Source organism: Pseudomonas sp. TH43 (assembly GCF_016650635.1).
Lineage (GTDB): Bacteria > Pseudomonadota > Gammaproteobacteria > Pseudomonadales > Pseudomonadaceae > Aquipseudomonas.
Genome location: NZ_JAEKFI010000005.1, coordinates 152,749 through 172,724 on the forward strand (window position 1 = coordinate 152,749; position 19,976 = coordinate 172,724).

The following is a 19,976-nucleotide window of genomic DNA, read 5'->3' on the forward strand; positions in this document are numbered from 1 at the left end:
TCAATGATAACCTGCTACCTCTCTCCCTCTACCTTGCCCGATTTTAGTACCTGATAGATCTTTTGATAATACGGCAAATCATGTCTATCTCTTCTCGCGACAGCGTGTGGTATAGAGGCAGACAAATGATTCGACGAGAAATATCCTCAGAGATAGGAGACCGCTGATCATTTACATACGGCAGCTCGGACAATGAAGGATAGAAATAACGTCTTGGGTAGACATTATTCAAATTCAGCTCTGCCATGACATGCAGAAGCGTATTCTCGTTCTCGAATATCACGGGAAAATATGAGTTATTGTAATCAGTGTCTTCAGCAATTCTCTGAAACCGGATAGGAAGTTCCGTAAGTTCAGACTTGTAATGCTCACACAGCGCTTTTCGAACCTCAAGAATCTCTTCAACATATTTGAGATTCGTCAACCCCATGGCGGCATGCACCTCGGAGTTCTTGCCATTCACACCCACACCGCCGAACTCAGTGAGAGACGAATGGCCAAAATTTCGCATCATTGCCATGTTTTTCAGAATATCAGGATTCGACGTAGTTACAGCGCCCCCTTCAATAGTATGAAAAAGCTTAGTGGCATGAAAGCTACAGGTTGAAACATCACCATAGCTCAACAACGAACGCTTTTTATATTGAGTACCGAACGCGTGAGCGGCGTCATAAATAACGCGCAGCTGATGTTTTTGTGCAATCCTCTCAATTGCTTCTACATCACATGGATTGCCAAATACATGTGTTGCCAAAATGGCGGAGGTCCGCGATGTAATCGCCTGCTCGATTTTTTCCGGGTCAATATTCAGAGTATCCGGGCAGATATCAACCATAACAGGATCACAACGTTCCCAGACAATACTGGAAGTAGTCGCCACATAACTGAACGGAGTGGTGATGATTTCACCCTGCAAATCGAGCGCTCGAATCGCAATTTGAAGCGCGATAGTACCATTACTGAGAAACAGCAAATGGTCGACGTCAAGCTTTTCCTTGAGCTTTAATTCAAGCTCGTTCACCAACGGCCCATTATTGGTAAACCATTCACGTTCCCAAACCCCTTGCAGATAAGTCTGAAACTCACCAAAGGGAGGGACAAACGGCTTCGTAACTGTAATATTCATGAACGCCCCGACAAGCAAAACGACTACTTAGTTCTGTTAAAAATGATTGCATTTCAATACTACGAAGAGCTGAACATCTCTCGAACGAACAAATTGCGAGCCCTGACAACTGGAAATTTGACTCTCTTTCCGAGGCTAACACGGCACCTCAAACGCCGAACGAGGATACCGTAAAATGCCACTGAATCATACCGCCCCCCCCTTGCCAAGCGAGGGCAGGAGACTCAGGGATCGAGACTGCGCTGCTGATAAATCCAGTCCACTATTTCGCCATCAGGCGAGTAGCCACTAACCGTTTCCCGCAGGAGCTGACGAACGCGTGAGTAGTCGTCCTGCTCAACAGCGACCAGCAATTCTCCCAATCTGGCCTTTAGCACATCCCACGGCACATGATCTTCATCCGCACTCATGATCATGGGATGAGAAGTCGCTGAAACATTGTCGCCTATCAGCAGTTCCTCATAGAGCTTCTCGCCAGGACGAAGACCGGTGAACTCGATAGCGATGTCCCCTTGAGGAGTTTTTTCCGATCGAACGCTCAATCCTGATAGATGGATCATTTTCTCTGCCAACTCGACAATCTTGACTGGCTCCCCCATATCAAGAACGAAAACGTCCCCACCCTGCCCCATTGATCCCGCCTGGATTACCAATTGGGCGGCCTCGGGTATTGTCATGAAGTATCGGGTGATCTTCGGATGAGTGACCGTCAAGGGCCCCCCCGACTTGATCTGGCTGTGAAAGAGCGGAATCACAGAGCCTGACGAGCCGAGCACGTTGCCAAAGCGCACCATCGTAAAGCGGGTTTTGTTCACTCGCGAGATGTTGCCCTTGTCACCAAACAGCACCGGAGCCATTTCACGACTCAGCGCCTGCAAAATCAGTTCCGCGAGCCGCTTGGTACTTCCCATGACATTCGTTGGACGGACCGCTTTGTCTGTGGAAATTAGAACAAAGTTCGACACCCCCGTTTGCAACGCCGCCTGCGCAGTGTTCAAGGTGCCAACGACGTTATTGAGTACACCTTCGGCGATGTTATGTTCAACCATTGGCACATGTTTATAAGCAGCCGCGTGATAAACCGTGTCGACCCTCCAGGTCTTCATCACATCCTGAAGTTTGTGCGGATGACGGATAGAGCCAAGGATCGGAAGCAGGCGAATCGAGATCGATTCACGGTCTTTTCGGCGCTCAAGCTCAGATAGAATGCTGTAAAGGTTGAATTCGCCATGATCAAATAACAAAAGCGCAGTAGGCCCCAATAAAAAAATCTGCCGGCAAAGCTCTGCGCCTATAGAACCACCGGCACCCGTAACCATCACGACCTTGCCTTTTATACAATGAGCCAGCAAATCCGCTCGTGCCGGTACGGAATCACGCCCCAGAAGATCAGCAATATCGACCTCTTGAATATCATCGACTTTCACTCGACCACTGGCCAGGTCAGTGAAATTGGGAACGCTTCTGATATGCAGCGGAAAGCCTTCGAGGAGGTTAAGAATTTCGCGGCGGCGCGCCCGCGTTGACGAAGGCAATGCCAGGAGAATCTCCTGAGCGCCCGTCACATCAATCATTTGTTGTATATGCTTTGGCTTATAAACTTGAAGTCCGGAAATCGACCGATCGGCGATACTCGAATCATCATCAATAAAAGCAACAGGCCGCATTACCCGGCCCATACGCAATGCTGCAACAAGTTGGTTGCCAGCAACCCCAGCACCATAAACTGCAACCTTTGTCAGACCATCATCGCGATTGGTGAATGGCACATGCTGGGCAGCCGAAAACCAATCTCCCATGAAATACTGGCGCATGCACAAACGCAATCCACCAATAATCACTAGACTTAACCACCAGTAATTGAAAATGATGGAACGCGGCACTACGCTCGCGTGATTGCTATACCAGTAGACGACCACCGCAAGTATCAGCGACGAAAGACTGACAGCCTTGACAATGGCAATAAGCGCGTCATTACCAAAATACCGCATCACCGCACGGTACATCCCGATACGTATGAACAGCGGGATGGCGACAATGGGCGCGCTCACGAAAAGCCATGCATGCACCCTGATCGGGTTGTACATGTCATCAATGCCCAAGCGGACGATAAACGCTAACCAGAGTGCCAGCCAGACCAGCACAACGTCGCTGGCGACCTGTAGCAGGCGCTTCTGCCGACGTGGCAACCCCAGTAAAAATGAACGTAGTTTATCCATTGATTCGCTCGATCACCGCTCTGCTCCTTGAACCTTATTAACGGCGGTATTGTATCCCTTTTTTTCGCCGAAATACGACCACTGAACGGAAGACAGCGAGCCTGAAATCGAACAGCACCAAGACCTCCTCGCCCTGCCGCTCGCCACCAAGCCGCCTATGCTGTTAAACTCGCGCAAAGTCCACCTACATTCAATACTGCAACTTACCTGACAGGCTATTTGCAGAACGTACACGCCTCTTAAATAACAGAGCACATGCGCTACACGACCGAGGCGCGAGAGATTTCAAACATGGCCGAACAACCGAAGGATAACTTCCAATTGGACCCCGCCCCATCAGTGATAACTGAACGCTCAACAGATCGCAAAAAAGTCGCCATACTTGTTTGCACTTACAACGGTCAGCGCTTTCTCAGGGAACAACTGGACTCCTTCATTAACCAAACCCATGAAAACTGGACGATCCATGCATCGGATGATGGCTCGACCGACGCGACACTGGAAATTCTTGAAGAATACAAGAAACAGCTGGGCGAAGATAAAATCGCCATCTGGCATGGCCCTCGTCAAGGCTTTGCAAAAAACTTTCTATCACTAATTAAAAATCGAGAAATTGTCGCTGATTACTTCGCATTCAGTGACCAGGACGATATCTGGCTTGCAGACAAACTGACTCGGAGTATCGCTCAGATACCTCAAACTCCCACCAGTAAACCCCACATGTACTGCTCCAGAACAAAGCTGGTCAACGCCAACCTTGCACCCTTGGGATTTTCTCCGCTATTCAACAAGCGCCCGTGCTTTGAAAACGCATTAGTGCAAAGCCTCGCCGGTGCCAACACCATGCTGATCAACAATGCAGCTCGTAATCTGATGTGCCGAATCGTCGATGACGCCCCGGTCGTAGCACATGACTGGCTTGCGTATCTGTTGGTAACCGGGTGCGGTGGCCAGGTTGTCTTTGATCAGCAGCCTACACTGCTCTATCGTCAGCACGAGGGCAACCTGATCGGAGCGAATGCAACCTTCATAAATCAGATCATTCGAATCCTGAAAATGCTAAGTGGGCGTTTCAGCGAGTGGAGCACGCAAAACCTGATCACTCTGAACTCCATTAGAACGGAGCTCACAGAGGACAATAAATGCACCCTTGAACGATTTGAAGCTGCACGCAAAAGCGGCTTGCTCTCAAGACTTTGCCTGATGAAGAAAAGTGGAGTTCATCGGCAGACGCTCAAAGGAAACATCAGCCTGGTGGCCGCCGCAATACTTAATAAAATATAAAGGCGACGGCAACACAATAAACCGGCCATCAAAAAAATCTTCGGAGTAGCTCAGCGTTCCTCGGTCAGCTTGCTACTCCCGCTTCAAACTTCCATGCAAGCACTGCCAGCGGAACAAACGCTATCAGACATCCCAGTTCGCCACTCAACCAACCTGCCCCCACAAGCAAAGCAATCGGCAATAGCCAAGCAAGGTTAATCAGCACCACAATCGAAGAGACCAGCAAATGGCTCTGGTATCGGCGCGATGCGTGTTGATAGGCGTGACTCCTATGAGCCTGATAAACCTTCTCACCTCGAAGAAGCCTCCGGATCAGTGTCAAGGTCGCGTCAACGATAAAAACACCAAGCAGTATTATCCAGCACCAAAAGTACTCAGGCCGAACCCAGGCAGACTCCAATGCGAATGCCCCCAGAATAAACCCCAGGAACCCACTGCCTGCGTCCCCCATGAAAATTCGCGCAGGAGGAAAGTTCCAGCAAAAGAAACCTGCTACAGCCCCCATCAGGATCAGCGGCTCCCAGATCAGGTCTATCGTGCCAAACCACCAGTAAATCAGACACATACCCAAACAGGCACTGATCGCTTCCGCGCTCGCCAACCCATCGATTCCATCCATAAAGTTGTAGAGATTGAGCATCCAGACCAGATAGAACGCGGCCAATACACCGCCTAACACCGAAAGGTTGACGTTTTCCCCAAAAAACTGGAGCGGTGCAAGACCGTTAAGCCAGTACAGCGTCCAGCCTGCAGCTATAAAATGCCCGAGGAGCCGCCACTTGGCGTCTATATGACCGTGATCGTCAGCAAAACCAATGATTGCAATCAGTAACCCACCACCCAACACACCCAGCAACGACGCCCCTTCCAGGTACCCCCCCAAGACAGGGAGTGCCAGCGCACAGGCAACAACTATTGCAACTCCCCCGCCCCTTGGGGTCGGCACAGAATGAGAACTGCGCTCATTCGGGATATCCATTAAGCTTTTGGCCAATGCGTAACGACGCAACAACAAGGTCAACCCGCAGGCGACGATAAAAACCACACCCAACAACCACCAGACAATCATCTGTTTTTTAAGTCCTGGTAATAATCCGCAGTCTGACGGAGCGCCTTCTCAACGGAGACAGGTGGAACCCAGCCGAGTACATGCCTGGTTTTTTTGATATCGACTTGCAAGGAACTACACAGACGCTGGGCAACACCTTGCCTTCCCAAACATGAGGCCACAGACTTCAGGACACATATTGGCAAAGGTATCAACCGCGCCTTTTTACCAAGAGCACGCGCCATGTTTTCCAGCAATTGAGTAGTGGACATATCAGCATCATCGCTGACAAGAAAGGTTTGTCCGGCCGCCGCGGGATGATCAATGCAAGCTACCAGCAGATCCACAAGGTTACCGATGGCCACCAGACTTCGCCGATTCCCGATTGCTCCCAAAGGCAGAACCGCTCCCCTGTCGAGCCAGCGCATCATACTGAGGAAATTCGCCTTGACGCCTGGGCCGTATACGAGCGGCGGGCGAATAATCACCACTTCAATCCCCGTCTCTCTTGCGACCGCCCTTAACGCTATTTCCGCCTCCATCTTGGAAATACCGTAAGGATCCATCGGCTGCGGTTCAATATCCGCTTGAAACGGTTCGCCCGGCTCGGTCGACTCTCCATTGACTTTGATCGAGCTGATAAAAATGAAACGCTTTACACCGGCGGCCGCGGCACTCCGGGCAAGACTGACAGTACCTTCGACATTAATGCGTCGAAACTCCGCAAGCGCATCAACCGCCTTGTCATCCATTACATGAACGCGAGCGGCGGCATGGATTACCACGTCAATTCCCATCATTGAAGTCGTAGTAGCTGCGCCACCCAACTCGAAGGGCACGACCTGACAGAGGCCATCCAATCGCGTCCTGCCTCGCGAAGCCGCTACTGGCGTGTATCGGCGATCAAGAAGCAGCCTGTAGACAACGGCCTCCCCGACGAACCCACTAGCCCCTGTAACCAGAACTCGCGAGACACTCATTTGGTTTTACTTCCAATAACCGCGGTCGCCAAACATATAAAAAAGAAAAATATCTTGTCGCGAAACCTGCGCCGACACTTACACGCACTTAAAGACAATGCGAGCAACTCTTTTCGACCCAGCTTGAACCAGCGACTGACAAACGGCGACTTTGATGCACCCACAAGATTCGCTATCAACTTTACCTGCGAGAACCACCAGCCATCATGAATGGTTTTATAACGAGCAATTAACGGATTAATACCTGTATTCGCCCCGACCTGATTCCGCTCGTGCTGACGGTACTGCATTGAAGAGTAAGTATCGATGATCCATTCATAGCCATGGCTGCGCGAGAAAGCATAGCAATACCAATCATGCAGGCTGACGTCCTGAACATCCCGCCAATTTTCAACGATTGATGTCTTTAACACCTCAGCCAAATCCTGACTAAAGACATACGTACAGCCAGGCCCGGCAGCTTCAAACAAATAGTCCCACTCAACTTGAACTTGAGCCTTATCAAGAAGGTGGGTTTTTCCATTCGGCCAGAATGCAGTCACATTACTGGAGTAGGCATCAGCTCCCTGCCCACGCAACATATAGGTTGCTCGGTTCAGCTTATCCGAATGCCACACATCATCCTGGTCAGCGAAGGCGACGAAGTCGTACGCCCCGAAATTTACGTCGCGCATCAAGCGAAAGAAATTTCGCGAGGCGCCACCAAAACGTCCGATTGATGGCAGCACACTTACATTAGGGTGCAAGGCCGCGAAAGACTCACACCACGCCTCAGTGCCATCATCGGAAGTGTCGATGCTGATATGGATACTGACGTCCACCGCAGACTGGCAAAGGATCGAAGCCAGTTGCTCTTCGATCCACTGCATACCATTGTACGCAGCCAGTAAAACTGCAACCTTGGGTTGTGTTGATGGCATGCCATTCCTGCTTGCGACAAATAATCACAGAAGGGAGTATCTCCCCCGAATCACCGTGAAGGCGAATTCAGCAATTTCTGCAGGTACTGGCCGTAGCCAGTCTTTTTCAACGCTTCAGCCTGACTCGCAAGCTGCTCGGCCGTGATCCAGCCATTGTTGAATGCAATTTCTTCCAGGCAGGCGACTTTCAAGCCCTGACGCTGCTCGATGGTGTGAACGAAGTGACTGGCTTCCAGCAAAGAATCATGGGTGCCGGTATCCAGCCAGGCGAAACCACGACCCAGCATTTCCACATTCAGCGACTTCTGCTCGAGGTACGCACGATTGACGTCGGTGATTTCCAGCTCTCCACGCTCTGAAGGCTTGATGTTCTTGGCAATCTGAACAACCTGATTGTCATAGAAATACAAGCCGGTCACGGCGTAGCTGGATTTTGGCTTGAGCGGCTTTTCTTCGATGCTCAGCGCACGGCCCGACGCATCGAACTCGACAACGCCAAATCGCTCCGGATCGGAAACGTGGTAGCCGAACACTGTTGCGCCATGCTGCTGGCTGGTCGCCGAACGCAGGTTGTCGGAGAAGTGCTGACCGTAAAAGATGTTATCGCCCAGGATCAGGCAGCACGGATCATTACCGATGAATTCTTCGCCAATGATAAAAGCCTGTGCCAGGCCATCAGGACTCGGTTGCTCGGCATAAGTCAGTTTGATGCCATACAGGCTGCCATCGCCCAGCAGCTTGCGAAAACAAGGCAAGTCTTCCGGAGTCGAGATAATCAGAATTTCGCGCATGCCGGCGAGCATCAATACCGACAGCGGATAAAAGATCATCGGCTTGTCGTAGATCGGCAACATCTGTTTCGACACGCCCAGAGTCAACGGATGCAGGCGCGTACCCGAGCCACCAGCGAGGATGATGCCTTTACGATTTATCGTGTTCATTTGTTCAGAACTTCCCTAAGCATTCGGTTTACACCACTTTGCCAATCCGGCAAGTGTAGAGAAAAATTGTCGCGCAGCTTCTGAGTATTCAAGCGTGAATTCAGAGGCCGACGCGCGGGTGTCGGGTAAGAGGTCGTATCGATCAGATTGATTGTTGTCACAGCCAATTGCTCGCCATTGGCTTGAGCGAACGCGATCACGTGAGTCGCATAACCGTGCCAAGACACTTCACCACTCGCCGCCAAGTGATACAAACCCGACAGCTGCGGCTGTTGTAGCACTTGGCGAATTGCCAGCGCCGTGACGTCAGCAATCAGATCTGCACCAGTGGGGGCTCCGATCTGATCAGCGATAACTTTCAGCGTTTCGCGATCTTTTGCCAATCGCAGCATAGTCTTGGCAAAGTTGTTGCCGCGAGCTCCGTAGACCCAACTGGTGCGGAAAATCAGATGCTTGCAGCCTGACGCAATGATTGCCTGTTCGCCAGCAAGCTTGCTCGCACCATATTGATTCACCGGTGCGACGTCATCAGTTTCCTGCCAGGGAGTCGAACCCTCACCACTAAAGACGTAGTCGGTCGAGTAATGAATGAGCCAGGCGCCCAAGAGCGCAGCCTCCTCCGCAATCAGCCGACTCGCGTCGCCATTCACTCGAAGGGCTAGTTCAGCTTCGGATTCTGCCTTGTCAACCGCAGTGTAGGCAGCCGCGTTGACGATAACATCGGGCTTGACCTGCCTGATGGTCGCGCGCACGGCATCCAGGTCGGACAAATCACCGCACAAACCATCGATTGCATGACGATCAAGCGCGATCAGCTCGCCAAGGGGAGCAAGAGCGCGTTGCAATTCCCAGCCTACCTGGCCGTTCTTACCCAGCAGGAGAATCTTCATGCTTTATTCGAGCGGTCCGCGTAGTTCTGATCGATCCACTGCTGATAGGTACCGCTCTTCACGTGAGCGACCCACTCAGTGTTGCTCAGATACCATTCAACGGTTTTACGAATGCCGCTTTCAAAGGTTTCTTCCGGAGTCCAGCCCAGCTCACGCTGAATCTTGCTTGCATCGATCGCATAGCGCTGGTCATGACCTGGACGATCCTGCACGTAAGTGATCAGGCTTGCATGCGGACGATGCGTAGAGTCAGGACGTAATTCATCCAGCAAATCACAAAGCGTATGCACAACCTCGATGTTCTGCTTCTCGTTGTGACCGCCGATGTTATAGGTCTCACCAATGACGCCTTCGGTAACGACTTTGTACAGTGCACGGGCGTGGTCCTCGACATACAACCAGTCGCGAACCTGGTTACCTTTGCCATAAACAGGCAACGGCTTGCCTTCCAAAGCATTGAGGATGATCAGCGGGATCAACTTCTCGGGGAAGTGGCAAGGGCCGTAATTGTTCGAGCAGTTGGTCACCAACGTCGGCAGGCCGTAAGTACGTGCCCAGGCACGAACCAGATGGTCGGAGCTGGCCTTGCTGGCCGAGTACGGCGAGCTAGGCTGATAAGGCGTGGTTTCGGTGAAGAGATCTTCCGGACCTTCAAGGTCGCCGTAAACTTCATCAGTCGAAATATGGTGAAAGCGGAAAGCAGCTTTGCGGGTGTCATCCAGCGCAGACCAGTACTGGCGGGCAGCTTCCAGCAGGGTGTAAGTACCGATGATATTGGTCTGGATAAACTCGGACGGACCGGTGATCGAGCGATCAACGTGGGATTCTGCGGCCAAGTGCATGATCGCATCCGGTTGGTGTTCACGCAGGACGCGATCAATTTCGTCACGGTCGCAGATATCGACGCGCTCAAACACGTAGCGCGAATCAACGCTAACTTCAGCCAGCGACTCAAGGTTACCGGCATACGTCAGCTTATCGACGTTGACGACAGAATCGGCAGTACTGGAGATGATGTGTCGAATGACTGCCGAGCCGATGAACCCGGCGCCGCCGGTTACTAGAATTTTCACGCGAAACCATACCCTTGAGCTGCGGACAGTGACACCAATGAGCACTGTCTAATCCATGAACGCAGAAACCATCAAAACTTGTGGCTTCCGTCAGAGTCAGTCTGAATCGATGTGGGAATAGGCCACTATCGAACAAGGGGTGCATTTTACAGCTTAATGAACGTTTTACTAATGGATATAGACAGACTGAAGCGCAATTTCGACAGAAGCCCTATACCTGTCGTTTTCAGACAAGGCGCTTGCGTGCTGCTCTGGACGAGCGACCCAGAAACCAGCCAAGTATTGGACCGATAAACATACCGATCAGCAACGCAACGACAACGACCAGGGAGACCGGAAGTTGAGGCCCGGACCAACCCAAAAACAACAACGACACTGATTGCTGGTTCTCAAGCACAAACGCCAGGATAACCAACACCAGAAAAAGAATAAAAACGCCAAGAAGTATGCGCTTGAGATTACGCATGAGCATCTCCCTGATAATTAGCAGCGAGGATCAAACGCCCTCCTCCTCTTCCTCATTCACCCGATCACGCAATTCTTTACCAGGCTTGAAATGCGGAACAAATTTGCCGTCAAGGCTGACGGACTGACCGGTCTTCGGATTACGTCCGACACGTGGAGCGCGATAGTGCAGTGAGAAACTGCCAAACCCACGGATCTCGATGCGATCACCGGTGGCCAGACACTGGGACATTTGTTCAAGCATGGTCTTGATGGCCAGCTCCACATCCTTGGATGAGAGCAGCCCTTGATGGGTGACAATTCGTTCGATCAACTCCGACTTCGTCATATTTTTCCCTTCTTTTTCAAGCAGCTAGATCAGCGCTTGAAAGGTTTTAGCACGCCCGGAAGATTTTGAACAGCCCAGGGATTGACATATCTTCACCAGCGTCGAAACGCCCATTTTCAGGGCATCAAATCAACAAACTGGACGAGCTCTCACTCAGCGGCACATCACCAGCATGGTTCGCGTCACGTAGCCTGCTGGATTGAAGCCAAAGGGAAACTCATCTTCATCCTTGGCCTGATCCGATCGTGTCACCACTTTGTAGCCGGCGCCCTTGCACTCCTTTGCAGCGCGCTTCTGGCACTTCTCCCAACCGGAGCCCAGCCCCGAACAATCAATCTCTATTCCACTGACGCCACGCACCGCATGAGTCTTGGCGCTTGTGGTACACCCCGCCAAAACCAGGATTGCTGCGAGGACAATAAACTTGTTCATCCATTTCCTTATGCCAGGCTATACCCGACTATCGCATGCTTAAGACCAAGCTTAGTCGCGAATAGGCGATTGATCCGATTAAAGAAACAGACAACCAACAAAAGCAATTGGTTTCAACTATCAGCCCAGCACACCACCCCACCTCACCTCACCTCACCAAATCGCAGGCACAAAAAAGGGCGACCGAAGTCGCCCTTTTTACAATCAAACAGAACTTAGTTCTGTTTGGCCGCCATTGCTTGGCGCAGCAGGCCAGCCATGGTGGTGTCAGCAGCTTCACCTTCCGGAGCAGTTTTCAGGCTCTGGATAGCTTCTTTCTCTTCAGCATCATCTTTCGACTTGATGGAGAGTTGGATCACGCGGCTCTTACGATCAACGCTGATGATCTTGGCTTCTACTTCCTGGCCTTCTTTCAGAACGTTGCGCGCGTCTTCAACACGGTCACGGCTGATTTCGGAGGCTTTCAGAGTCGCTTCGATATCGTCGGCCAGAACGATGATGGCGCCTTTGGCGTCAACTTCTTTCACGGTGCCAGTAACGATTGCGCCTTTGTCGTTAACCGAGACGTACTCGGAGAACGGATCGCTTTCCAGTTGCTTGATACCCAGGGAGATACGCTCGCGCTCTGGGTCAACCGACAGGATAACGGTGTCCAGCTCGTCGCCCTTCTTGAAACGACGAACAGCTTCTTCGCCCACTTCGTTCCAGGAGATGTCGGACAGGTGAACCAGACCGTCGATGCCGCCGTCCAGACCAATGAAGATACCGAAATCGGTGATCGACTTGATGGTGCCGGAGATTTTATCACCCTTGTTGAACTGGCCAGAGAAATCTTCCCATGGGTTAGATTTGCACTGCTTGATGCCCAGGGAGATACGACGACGCTCTTCGTCGATGTCCAGAACCATAACTTCCACTTCGTCGCCGACTTGTACGACTTTCGAAGGGTGGATGTTTTTGTTGGTCCAGTCCATTTCCGAAACGTGTACCAGACCTTCAACGCCTTCTTCCAGCTCAGCGAAGCAGCCGTAGTCGGTCAGGTTGGTTACACGAGCGGTAACGCGAGTGCTTTCTGGGTAACGGGCTTTGATAGCAACCCATGGATCTTCGCCCAGCTGCTTCAGGCCCAGGGAAACACGGTTGCGTTCGCGATCGTATTTCAGAACCTTAACATCGATTTCGTCACCAACGTTGACGATCTCGGAAGGATGCTTGATGCGCTTCCAGGCCATGTCGGTGATGTGCAGCAGGCCGTCCACGCCACCCAGATCGACGAATGCGCCGTAATCGGTGAGGTTTTTGACGATACCTTTGACTTGCTGGCCTTCCTGCAAGGATTCCAGCAGAGCTTCACGCTCGGCGGAGTTCTCGGCTTCCAGGACGCTGCGACGGGAAACGACGACGTTGTTGCGCTTCTGGTCCAGCTTGATGACCTTGAATTCCAGCTCTTTGCCTTCCAGGTGCGTGGTGTCGCGCACTGGACGGACGTCAACCAGGGAACCTGGCAGGAACGCACGGATGCCGTTAACGTCGACAGTGAAGCCGCCTTTAACCTTACCGTTGATAACGCCCTTGACCACTTCCTCGGCTGCGAAGGCAGCTTCCAGAACGATCCAGCACTCAGCGCGCTTGGCTTTTTCACGGGACAGCTTGGTTTCACCGAAACCGTCTTCAACCGAGTCCAGAGCAACGTGAACTTCGTCACCGACATTGATAGTCAGATCGCCAGCGTCGTTGTAGAACTGCTCAAGCGGGATGAGTGCTTCAGACTTCAGGCCAGCGTGAACGGTTACCCAGCGAGCTTGGTAATCGATATCAACGATAACACCGGTGATGATGGAGCCTGCCTGAAGGTTCAGGGTTTTTAGGCTTTCTTCAAAGAGTTCCGCAAAGCTTTCGCTCATTTTAATTCCTGTAAATGAGGGCGAAGGATACGCCCATCTCCACACCCCAGACGGTGTGGGTTAGTTTCATATAGAAGAAGCGCCGCAGGACTATGACTGGTCCCCTGTGGCCTTCTTGGTCACCCGGCGATATCGCGAATGGCGATCTCGCTCATGATGCGTTCAAGCACCTGATCGATGGACAACTCCGTGGAATCCAGCTGTATGGCGTCAGCCGCCGGTTTAAGCGGGGCTACCGCTCGCTGGGTGTCACGCTCGTCGCGCGCACGGATCTCATCTAGCAGACTCGACAGACTAACACCCTCGACTTTGCCCTTCAACTGCAAATATCGACGGCGCGCTCTTTCCTCGGCACTGGCGGTCAGGAAAATCTTCAGCGGTGCACCAGGAAAAACCACCGTCCCCATGTCGCGACCATCGGCCACCAGACCCGGCGCTTCCTGGAAAGCACGCTGGCGCTGCAGCAGCGCCTCGCGCACAGCCGGCAAAGCCGCCACTTGCGAAGCGCCGGAACCGATGCTTTCAGTGCGAATGACGTCGCTGACTTCGTCACCTTCAAGGATGATGCGTTGCAGCTGACCGTCGGTCGCCGCAATGAACTGAACATCCAGATGAGCGGCGAGTTTCTTCAGCAGCTCTTCATTGGTCAGGTCAACACCATGGTTGTGCGCAGCGAATGCCAGCAAGCGGTAAAGCGCACCGGAGTCCAGCAGATTCCAGCCCAGACGCTTGGCCAGGATCCCGGCGACGGTGCCTTTGCCCGAGCCGCTTGGCCCATCAATGGTGATGACCGGTGCAATGTTTTTCACGACTGAGCCTCTTGTGCCACACGAATACCGACCTGCGCGCACAACGCGAGGAAGTTCGGGAACGACGTCGCGACGTTGGCGCAATCATGGATGCGGATTGGTGCAGTGGCGCGCAGCGATGCAACGCTGAAAGCCATCGCAATACGGTGATCGCCGTGACCATGCACTTCGCCGCCGCCAATCTGGCCACCGTCGATGATGATGCCGTCCGGGGTCGGCTGGCATTTTACGCCCAGCGCGAGCAAACCATCCGCCATCACCTGAATACGGTCCGATTCCTTGACCCGAAGCTCTTCGGCGCCGGTCAGCACGGTGCGCCCTTCGGCACAGGCAGCCGCGACGAACAGCACCGGGAACTCGTCGATGGCCAGTGGAACCAGCTCTTCCGGAATCTCGATACCTTTGAGTTTAGCCGCTCGCACGCGCAGGTCAGCCACAGGCTCGCCGCCGACTTCACGCTGGTTTTCCAGAGTGATGTCCGCACCCATCAGGCGCAGGATGTCGATGACGCCAGTACGGGTCGGGTTGATGCCGACGTGCTCAAGTACCAGCTCCGAACCTTCGGCGATCGAAGCCGCCACCAGGAAGAACGCCGACGACGAGATGTCGCCCGGCACCTCAATATGAGTCGCGGTCAATTTGCCGCCGGACTCGACCGACGCCGTAGCGCCTTCAACGCTGACCGGGTAGCCGAAACCGCGCAGCATGCGCTCAGTGTGGTCACGGGTCGGCGCAGGTTCAGTAACGGTAGTCTTGCCTTCAGCATACAAACCGGCGAGCAGCAGGCAGGATTTCACCTGAGCACTGGCCATCGGCATGGTGTAGGTCAGGCCTTTGAGCTTGTGACCGCCACGAATAGTCATCGGCGGACGACCTTCAGCGGCGGTTTCGATCACGGCACCCATTTCACGCAGTGGATTGGCCACGCGATTCATCGGACGCTTGGACAGCGAAGCATCGCCAGTCAGGGTGCTGTCGAAGTTCTGCGCGGCCAGCAGGCCGGACAGCAGACGCATCGATGTCCCTGAGTTGCCCAGATAGATCGGGCCCGGCGCAGGTTTCAGGCCGTGCAGACCAACACCGTGAATGGTCACACGACCGTGGTGCGGGCCTTCGATGACCACGCCCATGTCGCGGAACGCCTGCAAGGTCGCCAGAGCGTCTTCGCCCTCAAGGAAACCTTCGACTTCGGTGACGCCTTCGGCCAGCGAACCGAGCATGATCGAACGGTGGGAAATGGATTTGTCACCCGGTACGCGAATCCGACCGGACAGGCGGCCACCAGGTTGAGCCAGGAAGATCAGATCGTTGGAATTCATAGCGTCCACATAGGCCCTGCGGGCCAGGATTTTACTGAAATGCTCGCGGGCAACCCGGGCGCGAGTGAAAACGCCCAACAATTGGTGCCCATCCCCTACATCGACCGCGTCGCGCAAGGCGTCGAGGTCGCTGCGAAATGTATCGAGTGTGCGCAGAACAGCCTCGCGGTTGGCGAGGAAGATGTCGTGCCACATCACCGGGTCGCTTCCGGCGATTCTTGTGAAATCGCGGAAACCACCGGCAGCGTAACGGAAGATCTCTAGATTTTCATTGCGCTTGGCCAATGAATCGACCAGGCCGAAGGCCAGCAAGTGCGGCAGATGACTGGTCGCAGCCAACACTTCATCGTGACGCTCGACCTGCATGTGCTCGACGTCGGCGCCCAATTCGCGCCACAGACGGTCAACCACGGCCAGTGCAGCCGGATCGGTTTGCTCAAGCGGCGTGAGGATCACTTTGTGACGACGGAACAGCTCGGCGTTAGAGGCTTCCACCCCGCTCTGCTCGGAGCCGGCAATCGGATGCCCGGGCACGAAACGCGCCGGCATACCACCAAACGCTTCGGTCGCCGCGCGCACAACATTGCCTTTGGCGCTGCCGACATCAGTCAGAATCGCCTGCCCCAGATCAATGCTCGCCAGACGCGCGAGCACTTTTTCCATGGCCAGAATCGGCACCGCCAACTGAATCACGTCAGCGCCCTGACATGCCGCTGTCAGGTCGTCTTCACAGCGGTCAACCACGCCCAACTCGACCGCCAGCTTGCGCGATTGCGGATCGAGATCAACCCCGACCACTTCGCGGCACACGCCGCTTTCACGCAAGCCTTTGGCAAAAGAACCACCGATCAATCCCAGACCGACCACTACAAGGCGACCGATCATAGGTGCAGCAGATTGCATTGCAGTGACATCACCCACGAGCCAGAACCTTGCGCAGCGCTTCAAGGAAGCGGCTGTTTTCCGCCGGCAGACCAATGGTCACCCGCAGGTGGTTCGGCATGCCGTAATTGGCCACTGGACGCACGATCACGCCTTCGCGCAGCAAGCCCTGGAACACAGGGGCTGCAACCTGGCCGAGATCGACGCAGATGAAGTTGCCTTTCGACTCGATCCAGCCCAGACCCAGCTCACGAAAACCGGCCTGCAACTGCTGCATGCCCGACTCGTTGAGCTGACGGCTTTGCGCCAGATACTCCTCGTCTTTCAGCGCTGCGCAGGCTGCTGCCAAGGCGAGGCTGTTGACGTTGAACGGCTGGCGAACGCGGTTCAGCACGTCAGCAACCACCGGAGTGGACAAACCGTAGCCAACACGCAATGCCGCCAGGCCATAGGCTTTGGAGAAAGTGCGCGAAACCAGCAGATTCGGGTAAGCGGCGAGGAAATCCAGACCGTCCGGCAGATCGCTGCCTTCGGCGTATTCGATGTACGCCTCGTCCAACACCACCAACACATGCTCCGGAACATCCTGCAGGAACTCGTCCAGCGCTTCAGCGCCGAACCAGGTGCCGGTCGGGTTGTTCGGGTTGGCGACGAACACCACGCGGGTGTTGGCGTCGATGGCGGCAAGCATCGCAGGCAGGTCATGCCCCCATTCTTTGGCCGGAACCACTTTGGCCTGAGCGCCGACAGCCTGAGTGGCAATCGGATACACAGCGAAAGCGTGCTCACTGAACACCGCATTCAGGCCCGGCGCCAGATAGGCCCGCGCGACCAGCTCAAGAATATCGTTGGAACCGTTACCCAAGGTGACCTGGTTCAGCTCGACACGGCATTGCTCGGCCAGCAGGGATTTCAGCGCGAAACCATTGCCATCCGGATAACGGGTCAGCTCGGCCAGCTCTTCACGGATCGCCGCCAAGGCTTTCGGACTGGCGCCCAGCGGGTTTTCGTTGCTCGCCAGTTTGACGATTTTCGCCGGATCCAGATCCAGCTCGCGCGCCAGTTCGTCCACAGGCTTGCCCGGAACGTACGGCGAAAGTTGTTGCACGCCCGGCTGTGCCAGAGCGAGGAAATTGCCACTCATTACTACCGCCCCTTACAGAACTGCTTTCGGGTAGGAACCCAGCACTTTGAGTGCTACTGCTTCCTGACTGATCTTTTCCAATACACCTTTGATCAACGGATCACGGTGATGGCCGACGAAGTCGATGAAGAACACATAGGTCCATTTGCCGCTGCGCGACGGACGAGTTTCGATACGGGTCAGGTCGATACCATTGTCATGGAACGGCACCAGCAGTTCGTGAAGCGCGCCGGGCTTGTTGCTCATCGACACAATGATCGAAGTCTTGTCGTCACCGGTCGGCGGCACTTCCTGGTTACCGATCATCAGGAAGCGCGTCGAGTTGTCCGGACGGTCTTCGATCTTCTCGGCCAGACGGGTCAAGCCATACAGACCAGCCGCCATGTCGCCGGCAATCGCTGCCGAGTTCCACTCGCCTTTAACCCGCTTGGCCGCTTCGGCGTTGCTCGACACCGCCACGCGCTCGACATTCGGGTAATGCGCGTCCAGCCACTTGCGGCACTGGGCCAGCGACTGCGCGTGGGAGTAGATGCGGCTGATGCTGTCGGTCTTGGTGTTTTCACCGACCAACAGGTGATGGTGGATACGCAGCTCAACTTCGCCACAGATCACCATGTCGTGTTCAAGGAAGCTGTCCAGCGTGTGGTTGACCGCGCCTTCGGTGGAGTTTTCCACCGGCACCACGCCAAAATTCACCGCACCCGCCGCCACTTCACGGAACACTTCGTCGATCGCCGCCATCGGCTTGCTGATCACCGCGTGACCGAAGTGCTTCATGGCCGCAGCCTGGGTGAATGTGCCTTCAGGGCCGAGGTAAGCCACTTTCAGCGGCTGTTCCAGCGCCAGGCACGACGACATGATTTCGCGGAACAGCCGCGCCATCTCTTCGTTGCCCAGCGGCCCCTGATTGCGTTCCATCACGCGCTTGAGCACCTGAGCTTCACGCTCGGGACGATAGAACACCGGCACTTCGCCTTCGGCCAGCGAGGCCATCTTTACTCGCGCGACTTCCTGGGCGCAACGCGCACGCTCACTGATCAGCTCGAGGACTTTGGTGTCCAGAGCGTCAATGCGAACGCGCAGTGCCTTGAGTTCTTGCTCGGACATCAGCCGTGTTCCTTCTCGAATTCAGCCATGTATGCCACCAGCGCGTTGACCGCGGTGATGTCGACAGCGTTATAGATGGAGGCGCGCATGCCGCCCACCGAGCGGTGACCCTTGAGGTTGAGCAGACCGCGTTCGTCGGCACCGACCAGGAACGGTTTGTCCAGACGGTCATCAGCCAAGCGGAACGGCACGTTCATCCACGAGCGGTCCGACTTGTTGATCGGGTTGCTGTAGAGGCCGCTGGCGTCGATGAACTCGTACAGCGTGCGCTGTTTGACGTCGTTGAGTTGGGCGATGGCTTCAACGCCGCCCTGCTCTTTCAGCCACTGGAAGACCAGACCCGACAGATACCAGGCCAAGGTCGGCGGCGTGTTGTACATCGAACCGTTATCGGCCGCGACTTTGTAGTCGAGCATGGTCGGGCACAGCGAGCGCGCCTTGCCGAGCAAGTCTTCGCGGATGATGTTGACGACGATGCCGCTCGGGCCGATGTTCTTCTGTGCACCGGCGTAGATCATGCCGAAACGCGAGACATCAACCGGACGCGAAAGAATGTCCGAAGACATGTCGGCCACCAGCGGCACATCACCGGTTTCCGGGACCCACTGGAATTCCAGACCGCCGATGGTTTCGTTCGGCGCGTAGTGAACGTAAGCGGCGTCTTTCGACAGGTTCCACTCGTTCTGGCCGGGAATGGCGAAATAGTCGTAAGGCTTGGCGGTGGCGGCGACGTTGACGTGACCGTAGCGCGAGGCTTCTTCGATGGCTTTCTGCGACCAGATGCCTGTATCGATATAGTCGGCAGTGCCGCTTTCCGGCAACAGGTTCAGTGGAATCTGCGCGAACTGCTGGCTGGCGCCACCTTGCAGAAACAGCACTTTATAGTTCGAAGGGATATTCAGCAGGTCACGCAGGTCCTGCTCGGCCTGGGTGGCAATGGACACGAACTCATCACTGCGATGGCTCATTTCCATGACCGACAGACCCTTGCCGTGCCAATCAAGGAGTTCACCCTGGGCGCGCTGCAGGACAGCTTCAGGAAGCGCCGCAGGACCGGCGCAGAAGTTATAGGCTCGCTTGCTCACATCCAATCTCGCTCTGATTT

18 protein-coding genes are annotated in these 19,976 nt (G+C 54.4%); 1 reads left to right on the top strand and 17 read right to left on the bottom strand.

Annotated elements, in window-relative coordinates:
- Positions 1 to 43: 43 nt before the first annotated feature.
- A complete protein-coding gene (locus JFT81_RS28255; protein ID WP_201230924.1) occupies positions 44 to 1,126 on the bottom strand; it encodes a DegT/DnrJ/EryC1/StrS family aminotransferase in 1,083 nt (360 codons plus the stop codon).
- A gap of 224 nt (positions 1,127 to 1,350) precedes the next feature.
- Positions 1,351 to 3,345, bottom strand: coding sequence for a nucleoside-diphosphate sugar epimerase/dehydratase (locus JFT81_RS28260; RefSeq protein ID WP_201230925.1), 1,995 nt, complete (start codon positions 3,343 to 3,345; stop codon positions 1,351 to 1,353).
- Between the two features lie 291 nt (positions 3,346 to 3,636).
- On the opposite strand from JFT81_RS28260, the gene JFT81_RS28265 reads away from it, so the two are divergent.
- The gene (locus tag JFT81_RS28265) at positions 3,637 to 4,629 is read left to right on the top strand and encodes a glycosyltransferase family 2 protein (protein ID WP_201230927.1); all 993 of its coding nucleotides are present in this window, start codon (positions 3,637 to 3,639) and stop codon (positions 4,627 to 4,629) included.
- Positions 4,630 to 4,693: 64 nt separating this feature from the next.
- On the opposite strand, the gene JFT81_RS28270 is transcribed toward JFT81_RS28265, so the two are convergent.
- The 15 genes from JFT81_RS28270 to serC all read right to left on the bottom strand — a co-directional run bounded on the left by JFT81_RS28270 (position 4,694) and on the right by serC (position 19,956).
- The gene (locus JFT81_RS28270; RefSeq protein WP_201230930.1) at positions 4,694 to 5,698 is read right to left on the bottom strand and encodes a glycosyltransferase family 4 protein; all 1,005 of its coding nucleotides are present in this window, start codon (positions 5,696 to 5,698) and stop codon (positions 4,694 to 4,696) included.
- Positions 5,695 to 6,657, bottom strand: a complete 963-nt coding sequence (locus tag JFT81_RS28275; protein ID WP_201230932.1) for an SDR family oxidoreductase — start codon at positions 6,655 to 6,657, stop codon at positions 5,695 to 5,697. Before JFT81_RS28275 ends, JFT81_RS28270 begins: the two co-directional genes overlap by 4 nt.
- Positions 6,654 to 7,577 (bottom strand): glycosyltransferase, encoded by a 924-nt coding sequence (locus JFT81_RS28280; protein WP_201230935.1) that lies wholly within the window; start codon positions 7,575 to 7,577, stop codon positions 6,654 to 6,656. Before JFT81_RS28280 ends, JFT81_RS28275 begins: the two co-directional genes overlap by 4 nt.
- A 50-nt stretch (positions 7,578 to 7,627) precedes the next feature.
- Complete coding sequence (gene rfbA / locus JFT81_RS28285) at positions 7,628 to 8,518, bottom strand: glucose-1-phosphate thymidylyltransferase RfbA (RefSeq protein ID WP_201230944.1); 891 nt, start codon at positions 8,516 to 8,518, stop codon at positions 7,628 to 7,630.
- On the bottom strand, positions 8,515 to 9,408 hold the full coding sequence (gene rfbD, locus JFT81_RS28290; RefSeq protein WP_201230946.1) for a dTDP-4-dehydrorhamnose reductase: 894 nt from the start codon (positions 9,406 to 9,408) through the stop codon (positions 8,515 to 8,517). Before rfbD ends, rfbA begins: the two co-directional genes overlap by 4 nt.
- Entirely contained in the window at positions 9,405 to 10,481 is a 1,077-nt protein-coding gene (gene rfbB / locus JFT81_RS28295; RefSeq protein WP_201230947.1) for a dTDP-glucose 4,6-dehydratase, read from the bottom strand. The genes rfbD and rfbB overlap by 4 nt, the downstream gene beginning before the upstream one ends.
- Before the next feature lie 226 nt (positions 10,482 to 10,707).
- Positions 10,708 to 10,947, bottom strand: a complete 240-nt coding sequence (locus JFT81_RS28300; RefSeq protein WP_201230948.1) for a lipopolysaccharide assembly protein LapA domain-containing protein — start codon at positions 10,945 to 10,947, stop codon at positions 10,708 to 10,710.
- Positions 10,948 to 10,977: 30 nt separating this feature from the next.
- On the bottom strand, positions 10,978 to 11,274 hold the full coding sequence (gene ihfB / locus JFT81_RS28305; RefSeq protein WP_003189779.1) for an integration host factor subunit beta: 297 nt from the start codon (positions 11,272 to 11,274) through the stop codon (positions 10,978 to 10,980).
- 153 nt (positions 11,275 to 11,427) lie between these two features.
- Positions 11,428 to 11,706 carry a hypothetical protein gene (locus JFT81_RS28310; RefSeq protein WP_201205606.1) on the bottom strand — a complete coding sequence of 93 codons (279 nt, stop codon included), beginning with the start codon at positions 11,704 to 11,706 and terminating at the stop codon, positions 11,428 to 11,430.
- A gap of 215 nt (positions 11,707 to 11,921) precedes the next feature.
- Positions 11,922 to 13,610 carry a 30S ribosomal protein S1 gene (gene rpsA, locus JFT81_RS28315; protein ID WP_123375503.1) on the bottom strand — a complete coding sequence of 563 codons (1,689 nt, stop codon included), beginning with the start codon at positions 13,608 to 13,610 and terminating at the stop codon, positions 11,922 to 11,924.
- A 119-nt stretch (positions 13,611 to 13,729) separates the two neighbouring features.
- Positions 13,730 to 14,419, bottom strand: coding sequence for a (d)CMP kinase (cmk, locus tag JFT81_RS28320; RefSeq protein ID WP_201230949.1), 690 nt, complete (start codon positions 14,417 to 14,419; stop codon positions 13,730 to 13,732).
- The gene (locus JFT81_RS28325) at positions 14,416 to 16,623 is read right to left on the bottom strand and encodes a bifunctional prephenate dehydrogenase/3-phosphoshikimate 1-carboxyvinyltransferase (RefSeq protein ID WP_242485672.1); all 2,208 of its coding nucleotides are present in this window, start codon (positions 16,621 to 16,623) and stop codon (positions 14,416 to 14,418) included. The genes cmk and JFT81_RS28325 overlap by 4 nt, the downstream gene beginning before the upstream one ends.
- Before the next feature lie 28 nt (positions 16,624 to 16,651).
- Complete coding sequence (hisC, locus tag JFT81_RS28330) at positions 16,652 to 17,764, bottom strand: histidinol-phosphate transaminase (protein WP_201230950.1); 1,113 nt, start codon at positions 17,762 to 17,764, stop codon at positions 16,652 to 16,654.
- A gap of 12 nt (positions 17,765 to 17,776) precedes the next feature.
- Positions 17,777 to 18,871: a prephenate dehydratase gene (pheA, locus tag JFT81_RS28335; protein WP_016770924.1), complete on the bottom strand. Its 1,095-nt coding sequence runs from the start codon at positions 18,869 to 18,871 to the stop codon at positions 17,777 to 17,779.
- Entirely contained in the window at positions 18,871 to 19,956 is a 1,086-nt protein-coding gene (serC, locus tag JFT81_RS28340; protein ID WP_201230951.1) for a 3-phosphoserine/phosphohydroxythreonine transaminase, read from the bottom strand. The genes pheA and serC overlap by 1 nt, the downstream gene beginning before the upstream one ends.
- Between the last annotated feature and the right edge of the window lie 20 nt (positions 19,957 to 19,976).

What these genes read in the sequence shown, in the direction of transcription:
- JFT81_RS28255 (WP_201230924.1), bottom strand. Translation starts at nt 1,126, where the DNA reads ATGAATATTACAGTTACGAAGCCGTTTGTCCCTCCCTTTGGTGAGTTT.
- JFT81_RS28260 (WP_201230925.1), bottom strand. Translation starts at nt 3,345, where the DNA reads ATGGATAAACTACGTTCATTTTTACTGGGGTTGCCACGTCGGCAGAAG.
- JFT81_RS28265 (WP_201230927.1), top strand. Translation starts at nt 3,637, where the DNA reads ATGGCCGAACAACCGAAGGATAACTTCCAATTGGACCCCGCCCCATCA.
- JFT81_RS28270 (WP_201230930.1), bottom strand. Translation starts at nt 5,698, where the DNA reads ATGATTGTCTGGTGGTTGTTGGGTGTGGTTTTTATCGTCGCCTGCGGG.
- JFT81_RS28275 (WP_201230932.1), bottom strand. Translation starts at nt 6,657, where the DNA reads ATGAGTGTCTCGCGAGTTCTGGTTACAGGGGCTAGTGGGTTCGTCGGG.
- JFT81_RS28280 (WP_201230935.1), bottom strand. Translation starts at nt 7,577, where the DNA reads ATGCCATCAACACAACCCAAGGTTGCAGTTTTACTGGCTGCGTACAAT.
- rfbA (WP_201230944.1), bottom strand. Translation starts at nt 8,518, where the DNA reads ATGAACACGATAAATCGTAAAGGCATCATCCTCGCTGGTGGCTCGGGT.
- rfbD (WP_201230946.1), bottom strand. Translation starts at nt 9,408, where the DNA reads ATGAAGATTCTCCTGCTGGGTAAGAACGGCCAGGTAGGCTGGGAATTG.
- JFT81_RS28300 (WP_201230948.1), bottom strand. Translation starts at nt 10,947, where the DNA reads ATGCGTAATCTCAAGCGCATACTTCTTGGCGTTTTTATTCTTTTTCTG.
- ihfB (WP_003189779.1), bottom strand. Translation starts at nt 11,274, where the DNA reads ATGACGAAGTCGGAGTTGATCGAACGAATTGTCACCCATCAAGGGCTG.
- JFT81_RS28310 (WP_201205606.1), bottom strand. Translation starts at nt 11,706, where the DNA reads ATGAACAAGTTTATTGTCCTCGCAGCAATCCTGGTTTTGGCGGGGTGT.
- rpsA (WP_123375503.1), bottom strand. Translation starts at nt 13,610, where the DNA reads ATGAGCGAAAGCTTTGCGGAACTCTTTGAAGAAAGCCTAAAAACCCTG.
- JFT81_RS28325 (WP_242485672.1), bottom strand. Translation starts at nt 16,623, where the DNA reads ATGATCGGTCGCCTTGTAGTGGTCGGTCTGGGATTGATCGGTGGTTCT.
- hisC (WP_201230950.1), bottom strand. Translation starts at nt 17,764, where the DNA reads ATGAGTGGCAATTTCCTCGCTCTGGCACAGCCGGGCGTGCAACAACTT.
- pheA (WP_016770924.1), bottom strand. Translation starts at nt 18,871, where the DNA reads ATGTCCGAGCAAGAACTCAAGGCACTGCGCGTTCGCATTGACGCTCTG.